12 protein-coding genes are annotated in these 16315 nt (G+C 26.5%); 1 reads left to right on the top strand and 11 read right to left on the bottom strand.

Going from position 1 to position 16315, the window contains the following annotated elements:
* Nucleotides 1-137: 137 nt before the first annotated feature.
* The 8 genes from BN2409_RS06150 to BN2409_RS06110 all read right to left on the bottom strand — a co-directional run bounded on the left by BN2409_RS06150 (nt 138) and on the right by BN2409_RS06110 (nt 11389).
* Nucleotides 138-1157, bottom strand: coding sequence for a hypothetical protein (locus BN2409_RS06150; protein ID WP_053955765.1), 1020 nt, complete (start codon nt 1155-1157; stop codon nt 138-140).
* 374 nt (nt 1158-1531) lie between these two features.
* Nucleotides 1532-2938, bottom strand: a complete 1407-nt coding sequence (locus BN2409_RS06145) for a hypothetical protein (protein ID WP_053955764.1) — start codon at nt 2936-2938, stop codon at nt 1532-1534.
* 345 nt (nt 2939-3283) lie between these two features.
* Nucleotides 3284-4885: a potassium channel family protein gene (locus BN2409_RS06140; RefSeq protein ID WP_053955763.1), complete on the bottom strand. Its 1602-nt coding sequence runs from the start codon at nt 4883-4885 to the stop codon at nt 3284-3286.
* A 43-nt stretch (nt 4886-4928) separates the two neighbouring features.
* Nucleotides 4929-5999: an SAVED domain-containing protein gene (locus BN2409_RS06135; protein WP_053955762.1), complete on the bottom strand. Its 1071-nt coding sequence runs from the start codon at nt 5997-5999 to the stop codon at nt 4929-4931.
* A 16-nt stretch (nt 6000-6015) separates the two neighbouring features.
* Nucleotides 6016-6480, bottom strand: coding sequence for a Mov34/MPN/PAD-1 family protein (locus tag BN2409_RS06130; RefSeq protein ID WP_053955761.1), 465 nt, complete (start codon nt 6478-6480; stop codon nt 6016-6018).
* Between the two features lies 1 nt (nt 6481).
* On the bottom strand, nt 6482-8197 hold the full coding sequence (locus tag BN2409_RS06125) for a ThiF family adenylyltransferase (RefSeq protein WP_053955760.1): 1716 nt from the start codon (nt 8195-8197) through the stop codon (nt 6482-6484).
* Between the two features lie 16 nt (nt 8198-8213).
* Nucleotides 8214-9248, bottom strand: a complete 1035-nt coding sequence (locus BN2409_RS06120; protein WP_053955759.1) for a nucleotidyltransferase domain-containing protein — start codon at nt 9246-9248, stop codon at nt 8214-8216.
* A gap of 503 nt (nt 9249-9751) precedes the next feature.
* The gene (locus BN2409_RS06110) at nt 9752-11389 is read right to left on the bottom strand and encodes an ATP-binding protein (RefSeq protein WP_053956223.1); all 1638 of its coding nucleotides are present in this window, start codon (nt 11387-11389) and stop codon (nt 9752-9754) included.
* Between the two features lie 125 nt (nt 11390-11514).
* Between BN2409_RS06110 and BN2409_RS06105 the strand changes: the two genes are divergently transcribed.
* Nucleotides 11515-11733 carry a helix-turn-helix domain-containing protein gene (locus tag BN2409_RS06105; protein WP_330375393.1) on the top strand — a complete coding sequence of 73 codons (219 nt, stop codon included), beginning with the start codon at nt 11515-11517 and terminating at the stop codon, nt 11731-11733.
* A gap of 2 nt (nt 11734-11735) precedes the next feature.
* Here the strand turns inward: BN2409_RS06105 and BN2409_RS06100 are convergent, their stop codons facing one another.
* From BN2409_RS06100 to BN2409_RS06090, 3 genes are read right to left on the bottom strand one after another with little or no spacing between them, the layout of a single operon-like run.
* Nucleotides 11736-12104 carry a hypothetical protein gene (locus tag BN2409_RS06100; RefSeq protein ID WP_053955756.1) on the bottom strand — a complete coding sequence of 123 codons (369 nt, stop codon included), beginning with the start codon at nt 12102-12104 and terminating at the stop codon, nt 11736-11738.
* A 22-nt stretch (nt 12105-12126) separates the two neighbouring features.
* Nucleotides 12127-14313 carry a tyrosine-type recombinase/integrase gene (locus tag BN2409_RS06095; protein WP_053955755.1) on the bottom strand — a complete coding sequence of 729 codons (2187 nt, stop codon included), beginning with the start codon at nt 14311-14313 and terminating at the stop codon, nt 12127-12129.
* Nucleotides 14313-16313, bottom strand: coding sequence for a site-specific integrase (locus tag BN2409_RS06090; protein ID WP_053955754.1), 2001 nt, complete (start codon nt 16311-16313; stop codon nt 14313-14315). Before BN2409_RS06090 ends, BN2409_RS06095 begins: the two co-directional genes overlap by 1 nt.
* Between the last annotated feature and the right edge of the window lie 2 nt (nt 16314-16315).

Below are 16315 nucleotides of genomic sequence, written 5' to 3'. Positions count from 1 at the left end.
CAACAGTTGTTTAGAATCCCCCACATATCAAATGATTTTTTATATACAAAAAACTCCAGCAATTCCCTTAAGTTTTCGAATATTGTCATATATGTTTTTATTTTTTATAAACGTAAAAAAATTTTAATTAATAGGTTTTATTTTGCAAGTTCAAAATATGCATATGGTTTCAGCTTATCTCTCATATCCTTTAACCAAAATTCATTTAAATAATCGCAATGATTAAGAATATCTCGACCAAGTTCATTCTTATTGTTACTCATATCGTAATGATCATATGAAAAACCATAAGCTTCTCGGAAAAATAAGTTGGTATATTGCTCTATGTTTGGTAATACCTCTCTAAAAAAAGCTATATTTAATATTTGTTGTCCAAAAATTAATGTTTCTTTTGGATTCAAATAAGTAAATGCATTTAAAGAAGATTTTACATAACAATCTTGTCTAGCCCTTAATGGCAAGTATTTCAATCCCTTAATATCTTTAATTTTCTTCTTTCTACCTAATCCTTGAAGACTAAATATAATATTTGAACCAATTATAAAAAGTACAAGAGCATGCTTCTTATCTTTTATAATTCCTTTAATTATATTATTAAAGTTTTTTATGTTATTGTCAAATGTTATTTGACCAATTCCTAATGTTGCCGCAAAAGCATCCGCATCCATTTCTAGAACTTGACTCTCAATAGGTGGTAGCTTATTACATTCAGAACTCATAAACATTGATGTTTCTGCACTATAATTTCTACTATTTTTATAATCTAAATGCCCATTATATATGTGTCCTAATTCATGAAATATGACTAATTTTACAGCTATCTCATATAAAATATCTAGATATAAATTTGCTTTTTCATTATTATAATCATACTCACCAGATAACATCATATAAAACGAATTATTCTCTTTAGCTAATAGTGCATTTAAAACTTCAAATGTTCTTTCAAAAAGCTTAGCATCAATTATAATCTTATAACCATCATCTACAGGTTTGCAGCATGCTTTAAAAGGCATATTCCCTATAATTGGCGATTCATCAATTTCAAAAACAATATCAATCTTCTTACCTTTATATCTATATAAATTATCATTACAGTATTTTATTGCTGATCTAATTATTCCAATGCACTTTTCTCTATTTGATTCTGTCAACATATTATTCCTCCATTAATTTTTATAAAATTATTATATTATAAATTCTACTTTCTTACTTTTTCTATCGTATACTCAATTATCTATATACGTATTTTTTAGCATCAATTTGCATTTCGACTATCTCCATCATACCTTTCATTAATATTTTCTTCAAAATTCAACTCTTTTTTATTAAATGTATAAAAACTATTAAACCTTGTACATTAGAGAACTGTAAGAAGTTCCTTCAAGACAATCATGCTATCCATATAACAGTTTTTATAAGAACAAAAGAGCCAACTATCTGATCTTTTGACTCTGTATACCCGATAACATTAAACATCCTATAGCACTATATAAGAGTACATTTCAATTATATCTATTTAAAATACTAACTACTGTACTTTAAATTTTGTCATAGTATATTTATGTTTAAGAAGATATCTTTCTAAATCTATATCAGTTAAGTTAGGTACATAATAACATGGATCAGAGCTAAGGTTTACAGTATTACAAGCTACCACTCCTATTCTAAAATCATATTCTCTAGGATAAATACCTTTATTAATTTTCATAGTCAGAGTATCATTAAACTCTTTCACATGTTCCTCATGTCTAAAAGTTTTTAAAGATTTTCCATCATTATAATCTGCATTCATCAAGTATATTTTTGATAGTCCTATATAATCTTTAATATTTACTCCATTCATATCTAAAAAAACATCATTGCTAAAATGGACATCGTACTTCTCCCAATTTAAATTATATGTATCACTTAGACAATTATAGATGAATTTTATTTTTTCTATACTATCCCCTGTGCTCTCTATACTACCTGAATCACTAAGTAACATGACGTTTTGTAAAATCTCTTTCAGTTCTCTTTCATATGCAATATAGTCTATTTCTTTACATGTTATAATATAGTTTAAATTATAGATAAATTTTTGTTTGTGAATTGGAGAAGATTCTATTGTCCCAAGCCCATCACTACTTATCAACAAAGCTTTTATCATTCTCTTCTCATCATTATTTAAAAAAGCATAATTAAAAATAATATTTCCAATATTAATTTTACTTGCTATCAGCTTTTTATCTGAAAACAATATATCTGTATTGATTTTGCTTGTTTCAGACAGCATTGTTATCTTCTTTTCATTGATTGAACTATCTTTTTCGTATGTACTTCTCTCAAGAATTATAAGAGCTTGCTCAACTTTATCTAAAGCACTATCATAATCTAATTCCATAAACACTGTATCAATATAACACTGAAAATAAATATGAATAATTTCCTTCTCTATCATCAGTGGATCTTTTAATTCCTCAAAAATTTTATATGCTGATTTAAAGTTTTTGTTATTATACTCAATAATTCCTAGTAACGCTTTACCAGACACATCTGCATAGTCATAATTCTCAAATAAAATTTTTCTAGCTAGTAATTTATCTGATTTTGTACCCCTTAGCTCTAAAGAAAGTGCATATTTATACAGCAACCCGTCTATAAATTTATCATTCTTGTATGTATATTCAAAACTATTTATTGCACTATTTAGTGCAAATTTCTTTTCTTTCATATCATCATAATTTTTTCTTTCACATAAATACCTATTACCAATGATAAAATTTTCCCTAGCACGTACCATATTATTATTATTTATTGTTATTATATCTGCGTAATGCCCAACAAGCGCCCCAACAATTAGATAAAATATATTAGCATAGTTTAAAAATTTTTTTACTATTCTTTTAGTAGGTGACGTTGTTTCCCTTTTATTTATTTTTTTTGATTTACCCATTTATCTCCCTCCAGTTGATTAAAAGTGTCTTCTTAAGAAACATCATATTTCACAGAAGAATTTTGAAATATTTACCTTTGTATCAATGGGTTTCTAGCAAAATAAAAACCTTATTTTCCCAAATTTTTTTAACAGATAATAAAAAAATCCCCTAGGGAAATTCAAAATGAATATTCAGGAAATTTTTCAGTTTATAAATACATTTTATAGTATATTAAATGTTATTCCTTATTTTAAAAGCATTCTCCCTACTCTATAGGTGATCAATATCATAGTTTAACAAGTTCTTCTTATGAAGAAGAATGCTAATGAATAGGTTAGTTAATTAATAACTCTTTCATATTTCTAATCTAGAAAATTTTTAGACAAACTCACTAAAAATGCTGCTGAAAAAAACACTCCCAACAATCCTTCAATACCAGCAAAAAGTTTAATCATATAAGTCGGAGATATATCACCGTATCCTATCGTTGTAAAGGTTATAATTGAAAAATAAAAAACATTTGAGATTTTATACCATGTATTTATATCTAAAAACTTGCTAAGTAATAGATTTATTTGGTTATTTTTAACATAAGAGCATATTAATGATATTGTATTTTTATTTGTGATAGGGACACCATTATTCTTTAAATAATTTGGAAATAACGCATAAATAAAGAAAGAACAAAATATAATTAAAAATATTGATACCAGAGTTTTCTTCCAACTTGTAAAATAATTTGTTGTTTTTTCAATAATAGAACTCATGATTAAATCAATTTTTTTCAGAATCTTCTTCGTAGAAAAAGGGGTATTTTTTAATTGTTCTTTTTTTTCAAGCCGTTCAAATTTCTTATACAAATAATATGTTGTTAAATGTGGTTCCAATTTCCCATTGTTTTTATATATTTGACTTGCATAAAATAAACTCCATTTATTCACCTTATTTATTGTGCCAATATACTTATTGATATAAAATAAATATTTTTCCTGAGATTGATCAAATATAAAGACATTAAATTTATCTTTTTCTAACATCTCATAATCTAAATAACACTTTGAATGAAAATTTGTTCTATAAAATATTATTTTACCTTTAACTTTTTCATTACAATCAAACTTTAGATCCACCCAATCATAAAAATTTGATTCTATAAAATTTAGGATAGCATTTTCATTTAATCTAATATCTTTAAAATATGAAAAACTTTTAAATTTATTTCTTGAAAAATCGCAAATATCTTCAAAAGTAATTTTTTCATAATGACATTCTTTGTAAAAATTTGAATCACAAAAACTAAGTTTTTTATAGAATAAGGAATTTGATATTTTAAAATTTTTGTTGCAAATACTATTAGTAAAAAAAGTATTTACTTTAAAATAACATTCTATAAACTTAATACTATCTATAAATTCGCATTCATAAAATTTAACAGCATTTTCTATATACGAATTATTTTCTTCAAAAGAACAGTTTGCAAATTCAACAGTACCTTCAAATTTGCATTTTTCGAACCTCACCAAATCTTTAAAAACACAATAATCAAAACCACAATATTCTTCAATAATGTTGTTTTTAAAGAATATAGCATCAAATATACAATTATAAAAATAAACTTCATCATTTAAAAAACTAGATTCTACTTCTAAACTTTCAAGAAATATTAGATTTTTAACTAAGAAATACGAAACAACATTCGAGTGTATTATATAATCACATGCTATTATAGCACCAATGTCATCTTTATTTAGCTCTGCTGAACCGTATTTTTGTAGGAAATCATCAACTTCTTTTTCACTCCTTAAAATATAATATTGAATATAAGTATATTCTTCAGTTCTTTTATATGTATAAAATTTGCATTTTATAACAATTCTTTCTTCATTTGATAATTCTTGAGAATTTATTAATTCTCTATTTATATCTTTGTATTCATAAATTTTCTGTACTTTATCTATAGACATATTATTTCTCCTAAATTAAATATCCGTTTCTAAAATTTTATATCTAATTTACAACTAAACATTCTTCAACCTTTTTATAAATATTTATTCCCCAAGGATATCGTCTCTCATTATTTCTATCATAATGATAAATAATTATTTCTGGATCATAGTGATTACTAATAGCCTGTCCTAACGCAAATGTAAATGCTACCGATGAAGATATTACTAAATGTATTTTTTCTATTTTTTGTTGATTTACTATTGAACGTATTTTTGTCATTATATTATTAACATACTTATCGATCTGCTTTCTATTTTGAATCACATCAAATCCTAAATTACTTGTCTTAAATTTAATCAGATTTATTTCATCAATATTAAAAACCTCTAGTTGTTCATCAGATATTTCAAAGGTAGTAGCAATTGATACTAATAACTCTTTTGATCCATCATCAAGCTTTTCTTTCTCTACGTTAATGTTCCAAACTCCTACTTCTTCTTCCAGTTGTTTGAAATATTCTTCATTTCTATTTTTATGAAATAAAAGAAATCTTGTTTCATCACCTATTTGATATCCTAATCTGAAAATCAAAGGAGTATGTGCTATACCAGTATATCCATATTGGTATTTGTTGCTCATATTTCCTAAATAATTTTTAATTAACTCATCTTGTTTTTTCACTGCATACTGTATATCCATTCTCGATAACTGTTCTTTATTCATCTCTTGTTCTAAATCAATACTTAAGCTTTCAATGTTGTATTGACTTAATATTTTGCTATATACTGATATAATCATATTGTTTAATGATTTATGCTCTATTAATTTTAAGGTCTTTTTTTTACTTTGCTTATTAACCATTCGTTTGGATATTGATACTATAACAATACCTATTATATCTATAATTAATACAGCCCATGCTATTTTACGTATTGACATATTTTTTTCAATAGCTAGTTTTGACAAATTTTCCATTGTTACTAAAATACATTTAATGTCATCAATTTCAATAGCATTCAAAACTGGTTTGGCTATTAAATATGTAGCTAAAACTACTGCAATGTATATCATTACTGATAATACTTTGTTTGGTATTTTAGAAATTTTTTCAAATACTTTCTTCCCTTTCATAGTACCTCCATTATTTTCAATATACCCTTTTTAATTTTTTATCTAATATATTTAAAGCCCATATTCTTATCTCGCGTCTTCCAGCAATAAGGAAATAATAATATTTACTTTTTGTCTCAATGGTATTACTAAGTTTAATCCAATTTTTTAAATCTATTGTTGAGTACATCGGATAGTCTTCTGGGTGGGTATGCCATTCACCAAAATATATATGGACATTTCCTTGTCCCCATATCTTGTCTAAATATTTTTGATGCCCTTTATCTCTTCTGATAAATTCATATCTCCTTCTTAAATCTTTTTTTAGTGGCACTGTTATATATTCAATAATGGTATTCCCATTTTCTACATTTTCTCTTCCTATTAAGATTCCACCTGCTTCAAGACTTTCATTGGACTGTTGCTTATAAGTATTTATTGTATTTATCACTTTTTCAGTGAATTTGATTTTAATATCTTTAATTTGAAATAATACCTCCAATTTACATTCCTCCACAACACATACACTTTTTATTTTTAAATGCTTGTCCTCTTATCAATATTTCATTTTGTTGTGATTTATCATATCTTTCAGAGGTAATATATCCATTAAATGCAAAAGCAGCATTATTTCCTTTAATAGACACTATCATGTTTTCGCTCACATGATTCTGTAAAAAATCAACAGTAACCCGTAAGCATAGCAACGCTGTTCTTATAGAATCTAATGAACCAAAAGGAGTATAACTTGATCCACAGCCTGAAATAGCCTTTACAAAATTCTGTCCTTTTGCACAAAATGAACTTCTATCATATATCCCCGTATCATCTTTATCAAATAAACACTCTAAACATCCTTGATTGTTTTTGCTTACAATTAATGAATGACTCCCAATACCATATGGTTCATTCCAAACATAAATTACAGGAACTTTTATATCATTATCATAGATATATTTATTAAGCCATAAACTAACATTTATATTTCCAGTAGCTGAAATAATTAAATCATAATCTTCTAATTCAATACTTTTATCTAAAAGTGCATCCTGTATTTTTTCTTCACAATTGGACATCTTTACATAAGGAATATTTTTATTTATATAATCTATTAAAGCAGTTGTTTTGTAGTATTTTATATATTGCATACCAAGAAAATGCCTAAAAATATTTTCTTCGTTCAATTTATCATCATCTACCAATGTTAGATTACTAATTCCGGCTTTAACAATTTCTACAGCTATATATCCTCCTACTGACCCGCATCCAATTAATAATACTTTCTTATCTATTAACTCTGAATAGCAGCTACACCTATCTAATAAATAAGTCTTATCCACTCTTTCAACGAATAGCGGTTTTAATTTAAATTTTAGACCGTTCTCAATCATCGATGTTAAGTTTTTATCTATCAAAGGATGTTCTTTTACTTTTTCTAATATCTCAAATATGCATCCTATTAAACATTGAACTCCATTAGGTTGTATAATATTAAATAAAAAAAGTCGCTCTCCATTAAATCCTTTATTTAATATATTTCTTATTTTTTCTATATTAACTTCATTATCATTGATGAAATAATGAAAAAAATCTATAGTAAGTTCTTTTCTCCAATCTGGTGGATAAATATATTCATTAGCTTTTACTGTAATAAAAATACCATTTTTAACCGTTCTATCTTTTATATATATCTGTAAATCCGTTTCTTTATCAGCAATAATATAATTATTACTTTTTTCTTCTATATATTTAACTTTCTTTACTCCGTTTTCCAATCTAACCATGGACTTTGCAAATGTTCTATTTTTTAATAAAAGCCAGTAGGATGTAAATTCATTTATGAAATCAACTTTATTGACTCCTAAAAGTCCTTTTTCTAATACATCAATTAATTTATATATACTATCTTTTATAACACCTTTTAAATCATACCTATCTATTAATATACCTTCTTTATCAAATGTACATATATATCCACTATCATCAACATGAGGAATGTATTCTATTAAATTTATGTCAGCTATATAAAAATTAATCAATTCTACATTCCAAAGTTTGGGTATTCCCATAATAATTTTTATTTTTTTATTACATATACATAGATTAAAACTTAACAAAATCTCATATAACTTGTTATTATATAATCTTTTATCATCCCAAAACGCAATTTCACTTATCTCTGGAAATATTCTAAATGATTCTTTTACAATTCTTTTCATAATCCATTATTCCCTTTTATGCTGAATGACTATTTGATAAAATAGACTTTTCTTGCCTTTTAGAAACTTCTTCAGCTGTTGGAATTGGGAAATCTTCACCAAACTCTTTAGCTAATAATTTACACTGTTCAATAACATCACACTCTTCGTCTACTTCTTTAAGACATTTAAGTAGTTTTTCTAATTTATTTTTAAAGTCAGTCATATAATTATTAGACATCTTGCTAAAAACATTTGTATATGGTTGTACTGGTAAATTTAATTCTATTTCATATAAATATTCTTCTCTTACTTGTGAATATTCTACTGGTATAAATCTATCAATTATCTTTTCTACCAAGTTTTTCAATGCCTTCAAATCATTAAATACATATTTGCATTGTAAAATATCATATTCCTTAGGATCAAAAAATTCATAAGCTAACAACGTTATTCCTATTCCTGGTGGTTCTGCGTTTCCATCTGAAGAGAATTTGATATTTTTCCACCTTTTTAAGTATCGAATTATTCTTCTATATTGTGCTCTTTCTTCAGCTTCCTCAAATTTATTCATTATTTTATCCTTTAACCCTTTTGGGTCTGCTTCTTCCCAATATTTATTTTCGTCTTTTGAATATTTTGTTCCCCTTGCTAAATATAACTGACTATCCGTATCCTCTTTATCTTCATATGCATACACCACTAAATCTACATGATATGCAATTTCTCCGTCTTCCTTATAATAAACAGTAATACATGGTTTTCTTATCTCAACATTATGAGTGTGGTTTTTTACTACATCATATACTTTTTCTTTCAATTCCACAGGTTCTATATCATCTTTATTAATTTCAAATCTCAATCCAACGTCAATATCATAATCTTTGTCTAATGGCTCTACCCCTGTAAACATAGAATAACTGCCTTGGTCAAGTTTCTTGAAACTTGGCAAATCTTCTGCTTTTTCTAGTTTTTCTAAAAGAATATCTCTTTTTTCTGCTAAAAGTGAGTTTTCATCATAATCCATTTTTATTTTCTTATTAAACTCATCAAAGTATTTTTGTAATCCCATAAATATCTCCCCTTTAGTACTTTGGAATATTTTTCTAATCCATTATATCATAAATATTTCCTTTTTTTGAGTAATATGCTAATGGATTCTACTAACAAATATAGCTATTTCTTCTTGGAAACCGAAGCCTTCATTTCTTTTTTCTTATCATATGCATTGTTAGATAGCATACATTTGACCCTATTGTTAGAACAAAACGCTTTACTTCCCCTGCTTAATTTGTTTAAAATCCACTGCATAACAAACACATCATTCCTTTCACTTTTACTTGAATCAGTAATATTATCAATTTTACAACATATTTTTTGGGAATAAATTTCCAAACGCATTATGCATCAGAATCTTCCAAATTTCTATTAAATATATCAGCAGTATTCAATATTATTCATTATAGTTTCGTCTTCATAAAAAAAATCAACCCAGATTTTTTAATCTAAGCTGATTTTTTTGAATATATTTTCCTACTTTCACAATAGCAATATAAAGTTCATTCAATAATCCTTTTATCCTGTCATTCTATTCTTTAAATTATTAATTATTTTTTTCAATTCAATTACCGGTATAATCTTTTGAGTCCCATATTTTAAAATCCATTGTCCATTTTCCTGCATTAAGCACAATATATTCCCATCTCTTAATCTTTTCTTCTCATTAATATCTAGATCCACTTCCCAACATACTACATAATCAAACGTTTCATAAGGATGATCATGTTTAAATAAATTACTTAATTTATATTCAACCTCTACTAGTACCTTGTTGTTATCATGATCTAAGCATATCATATCAGTAGTAGATTGATGTGAGTAATCACCAATTTTGCTAATATACCTCATAGTATCACTAATCTTAGGATTAGACATAATCACTGCAAATAATAAAGCTACTTGCGCTTCGTTATATGGAGGTTTTAATATAGGTAATTCCCTTATGTACAGATTATCTATATTATCAAAACAATCTAACCTCATATTTATCTTTTTAATTTTTTCTGTTCTATTATATTCTGCTTCTTCATTTTTTCTTAATTTAAAATATCCCTGTTCTGCTAATGGTATTATCTCTTCTCTAATGATTTTTCTAGCTTGTGAAAATACCCATTTAACCTTGGGATCTTCTTGATTAGAAATATTATTTCGATCTGCTGTAAGTTCAAATATTTGCGAATTTATAAGTATATGGTAGTGATGATAGTTAGGATCAGTCATTAAATTGTTCTTCTTCATAAGAGGTATAAAATCTTTAGCTAAATATATACCAAATCTAGATTTCAATGTTTCTCCTTGCTTTAATTTACATATTCTCCGTCTACAGTTAAGCCCTGATATAGTTCCATACATCTGAAATGATATATATTCACCATTAATATTAGTAGCTCTATGAAAAGGTCCAAAATGTCTACAATAGTTAACAGATTTTTTATATGTTACCTCATTAACATCCACCTTAGGATTCTCATTTGGTTGAGAAAAGCGATGTACTCCCCCTATTTCTCCCTTTCTCCGTGCTATTTTGTCTTCTATGAAAATCCTAGGTGCTACTTGCATATTCTGAACGTATTTATTCAGTTCTGTATAATGTGCAAAATATGTTTTAAAACTTCCTGCTGCTGTAAACCATAGTATATAGTCTTTTATAGTCTCGAAATTAAAGTACCGCTCTGGATTGTCTATCATATATCCTTCTATTGATACTGTAGTTCCTCCCCTTCCAGCTTTAGAGTCTAATATTTCTACAGTATATTCAGGTATAGTATCATTGCACAAATACTTCCATGGTTTCTCCATTACAACTTTACATGCCTTTTTATTTTTGTTTTGACTAAATATAGTAATTCTATCACTTTTAAAGTATATCTTTGTCCCTAATCCTTTTTCTCCTATTCCTATCTTATTTTTATTCGAATCCCCTAGATTAAAAAATCTATGTATCTCTTCTAAATCCATACCATTTCCATCATCCTGTATTTCCAATACAAACTTACCCATATCATTTCTAAAGACTATGATCGAGATATTCTTGGCTTCTGCGTCATGTGAATTACTAATTGCTTCTCTCAATATTTCCAATGGATTTACAATATTTTGTGCTATCTCTCTAAATACTGATGTATCTTTTACCTTTGGTCTATATATTTTCATAGCATTCACCTAACCTCTTATAATTTTTTGTAAAACTTTTCTTTTTGTGCGATTATCTCACATTTTATTATTTTCTTTCTATTACAATCAAATACATAATATTTGAAATTAAAGGAATGATTTCTATGGATAAAAGGAATATTATTGGAAAACAAGTGAAAAATATAAGAAAAAACAAAAAAATCACCCAAGAACAATTAACTGCTAGATTACATGTCCTTGGGATTGAGATTGATCGTACTATGATTTCTAAGATAGAAAATCAAACACGTCATATATTAGATTATGAATTAAAAGCTATCGCCGAAGCTTTGTCTATAGATATTAATAAGCTATTTGAATAATACTATCCAAATAATTCCTTTGAATAATGTATCTCTTTTTTTAATCTATTATACTTTCCTTTCCACTCTTTGATTTCTTCTTTTAATTTATTATTTTCTTGGATTAATCTAGCTACTTCTTGTTTCCCGCACGGAGAAAGCAATACTTTCTCTTCGTCTAAATATTCTTTAATCATCTCCTTATACGGGCTTCTATTAAGCGTTGCTACTGATATCCCTGCAAGCTTTGATAACTCTGTTTTTATTAAAGGTATCTTATTATCTCTAAATTTTTTCAATGCCTTTTGTAAACTTATCTTATTGTTTCTTACTTTACTTTTGGCTAATCTTTTTAATACTTTACCACCAACTTCTCCCCTCATATCAGCCATAATATCACATCCTTTTAGTTTTTTAAGATTTCTTTTTTCTGCCTCTTTTCTTGATGGGAGCAACTTTATTTTTTATTTCATTAAATCTTTGTTCAGCTTCATCTTCTTTAAATTTAAATTTTAAAACATAAAAATTTTTTAATCGCTTTAACATCGAAACTGACCTATCCATTAATCCCTCTAAGCCTTTCTTTTCTTGAATTTGTAAGTTTATATATATTCTCCCTATAAAATCATCCAGTTGCTTTATATTTGATTCTTTCACTAATAATTCATTACATTCTAAGCAAGGTAATTCCATCTGTGAACAATCAAAATCTTCTTCATATAGAATCTTTCCTAAACAGTTACCACAAGGTACAGGAATAGACAGCTCTGGGAATTCTCTAAATGCAGATTCTAGCATAGCTATGTTTATATTCTTATTTTCAATTTGTAACAAGGATTCTTGTATCGTCTCTATGTAATCACGTGTTTCTATATCTTCTATCTGTTTTTCAGTATACATGCCAGTACTTTCAACTTCTTTCAAAAAATCTTCATATAATTCTTTATGAACCTTTTTGGCATTTTCAGTTCTAATTTCTTTTCCAATTAAATATGCATTATGAGAATCTACATCATTGTGTCCAACCATATCTGCTACAACTTCCTCTGCTATACCTGCTTCTAACCATGTTGTAATCCTTATCCTTCTAAGGTCATATAGTGTATATTTTGAATTGTTTTCATTATCTGTAAGCCCTGCATCAATTAGACTTTTTTTAAAAAAGTAACTCAATGTTCTAAATTCATATATTTTCCCCTGCCAATGGCACAACCTTTGTATTGTTAATTCATCGTATCTGGAATATATTTCAAAACTGTTCTTATTAAATTCAACTAATTCATCTATAATTTTTTTCGCTTCTTCCGTGAGAGGTATAAAACGTTCTTTGAAAAATTTTGCTCTATGTACATGTAATTTAGGAATTTCTTTTGTTCCTCTTTTGCAATCCAATTTAAGACATTCTAACTCAAACGGTCTTAATCCTAGTAAATATAGTATTTTTAGCATACGTTTAATAAGATAATCATCTGCTTTTTTTTCCTGAATATTATATATGATATTCCTTATTTGCTCTCTATCTCTAAGAGGTATTGGTCTTGGCAATGACTTACCTTTTGTAAAATATAAATAATTATATCCATCATATCTATCATATATTTTATAATTCAATTCATTATTTAATAAATTTTTATTTGATAAATATATGAGAAATCCCTTCAATCTTGATAGCCAACCATTTATAGTTTCCCTAGAATATAGCTTCTCAGTCTTTGGGATATGTAAATTTTTAATGTATTTACTAAAACCTCTAATGTGCTCAAACTCTATATCTTGTAAAGTTTTAATTTCTGGATATTCATTACTAATCCAATTCATGAATTTTATTATTATTCTACGTGCTTTTTCAGCTGTTTTAAAATACATATTCTTTTCTATATATTCTTCATAATCATTTAATGTCAATCTTAAAAACTCTTTGTCTACATCTAATGAAATTCCTTTATAGTCTCTTAGTGGAGATGTTTTATATACTACTTTGGGTGATAATATGCCTAAACCTTTCATTATGTTGAAAGTGTATTTTGTTATCCTTATTTCCCTTTTATATGGATATATTTCTAATATCTTATTTTTATAATCCCATATCTCTTTTTCTGCTAATTCATACAAATTTTTATTATAGTAATATAACATTCTTTCTATTTTAAGTATTTCTTTTTGTATGCCACTAGGTTTATATTCTAATCCAATCGCTATTTGTCTTATTAATTCTTTTTCATTTTCTTTTAAAAGAGATGGAATATATTTAACCTTATAAAGATCTTGAAAATCAACCTTCATCCTATCTGCGTAAACAAGAATAAAGTAATATATGGTATTTGTCATTTTTTTGTATTTAAAGAATTTATTATTAGACTTTTGTAATTCATTAATAGAAGGAAATCGCCTAATAATTTCTTTATACAAATTTCTATGTTTACTAACTAGTGCTTCTAAAATATCCGATTCTCTATTTAGAAGTTTTATACATTGTATATACTCATTTTCTGATATATGTTTTTTATCATCTGATATTTTTAACACTTTTACAACCTGCATTATCGTAAACTTTGTATTATTCTCTTTAATTATATGGTTTTCTATAATATCTCTACTCATTATTCACTCTCACAACCCATTGTTCTTAATTTTAAAAGTTCCTCTTGATTGATACCTAATTCTCTTAGTATTTTCTCTTGACTCTTTAAACTCTTGATCAATGTGAACTGATTCTGTGTTATTTCCTCTAAATTTATATTTTTAGCCATATTAGCTTTCAACAATAAAAAGTTTCTAGCATATCTATCCTTTAAATCTATCTTAAATTCATCACAGGTATAAAAAAAATCACACTCTTCACATGTACGAGTAACTTCACAGCTTTCATTGCAACAATATCCAAATCCTAAATATTTCATGGCATATTTCTTTGTTCCATTTTCTTTTATCTCTACTAAATTCATTTTTTCTACTATTTTAAGATATCTAGAAGGCTCATACTGCGATTTTAATAGTTCTTTTAGTATTTCTGCCCCTTTTCCTACTATTTTGCCTTCTTCTATTAATTCCATAGCTTTTCTCTTGCGCTTTTCCTCTTGCTGTCTTGTGTATTTTCTAGTCATTTCTACTTGTGTATGACCTGAATCTACTTTTACTGCATATAAGCTTCCGTTTGTGACTTCATATATGTCATTAAATTTTTGGTGTCTGAATGCATGAAACTTTATATAACTATAATCTATAACTTTACCATCATCATCTTTAAATTCTATGTCTTTTATAATTTTATTATAAAAGGCATAGACTGCACGGTCTGTTAAAAGTTTAGATTCGTATGTAAATAGGGAATAAAAGTATTCTTCGCTTTGTTCATGATAAAACTTTTTCTTTTCTATTTTTCTAAATCGCTCTTCTAAAAATACAATAGATTTGAGCCCTAAAGGCAATATAGAGGTTGTCTTATTTTTTCTTCCTAGCTTTTCTCTAATTTGAAGAAAAATTTCTCCAATGCCATCCTCATTTTCTACCAAACATTCTGGTCCTATCCATAAACACTCGCTAAATCTTAATCCAGAATCTGCTATAACCAATATAAAATGTTTCATTAATTCTTCTTTCTCGTTTTTTGGAACATATCCAATTACTTTTGCTATAATCTTTTTCTTATGCTCTCTATTAACAAACATCATAGGTTCACATTCTACATACCCTCTATACTTCTCTGATGCATTAACTATCTCTTTTTTTATATATCCATTCTTCTGTAACCATTGTAAAAACAGTTTCGTATGATTTGTTCTAATTTGTCTGGTTCTTGGCTTAATTTTCTCTGAGTTATAAATATAATTTTTAAAACTGTACCAATGTTCTTCATCAATATGTTTTACTTTAGATATTTCTTCATGATTATTTTTTAACCATTTGTAGAAAGCTCTAATTGCATAACTAGACGTTTTAGTTTTTTGCCTTCTATCAATATATTCTTGTTCTAAATAGTTTTTCATTTTATTAATAAGATCAACATGATAAGTTCCATACTTATTTATATCTTCATCTTGTTTAAGTTGAATTTTTAATTTATTATCAGTAGTTTTTAGATTCATTATTATATGGATTAAATTATGACAAAATCCTGATTTATATGTAGTATCATAGTTAAATTTCTCTGATTTTAATATTTTTAGATCACTATATTCAATCTCATTTAAATGATATTTATTTAAAAATATAAAGACTCTAAGAAAAGCATTAATAAAAAATTTTTTTGCTTTCCTGTCCCTGTCTAATGATTCGAATTGTTCCCAAAAATCCAATTCTATTCCATCTAAAATTTTAAAATATTCTATTATTCGCTTTCCATATACGGTTAATATACTATGTATGTCCTCCTTAACTTGTATTTTTTCAGCTAGCAAAATATATATTATAAGATTGTCTACTCCTGGTTCTTTTGTACCTTTCCTACTATTTAACAATTCTTCTATTGTATTATATTTATTAGTAAGATTATCATATTCTTTTCTTCTTCTTCTTTTTAGTTGTCCCTTATCTCTAGCCTGTGGACAACAAAACAAACAGAATTCTAAATACTCATCTACATTTAGAAATATCATCTTCATCT

It is taken from the genome of Inediibacterium massiliense, from assembly GCF_001282725.1.
Taxonomy (GTDB): Bacteria; Bacillota; Clostridia; order Peptostreptococcales; family Thermotaleaceae; genus Anaerophilus; species Anaerophilus massiliensis.
This window is presented reverse-complemented; position numbering and strand designations above follow the sequence as displayed.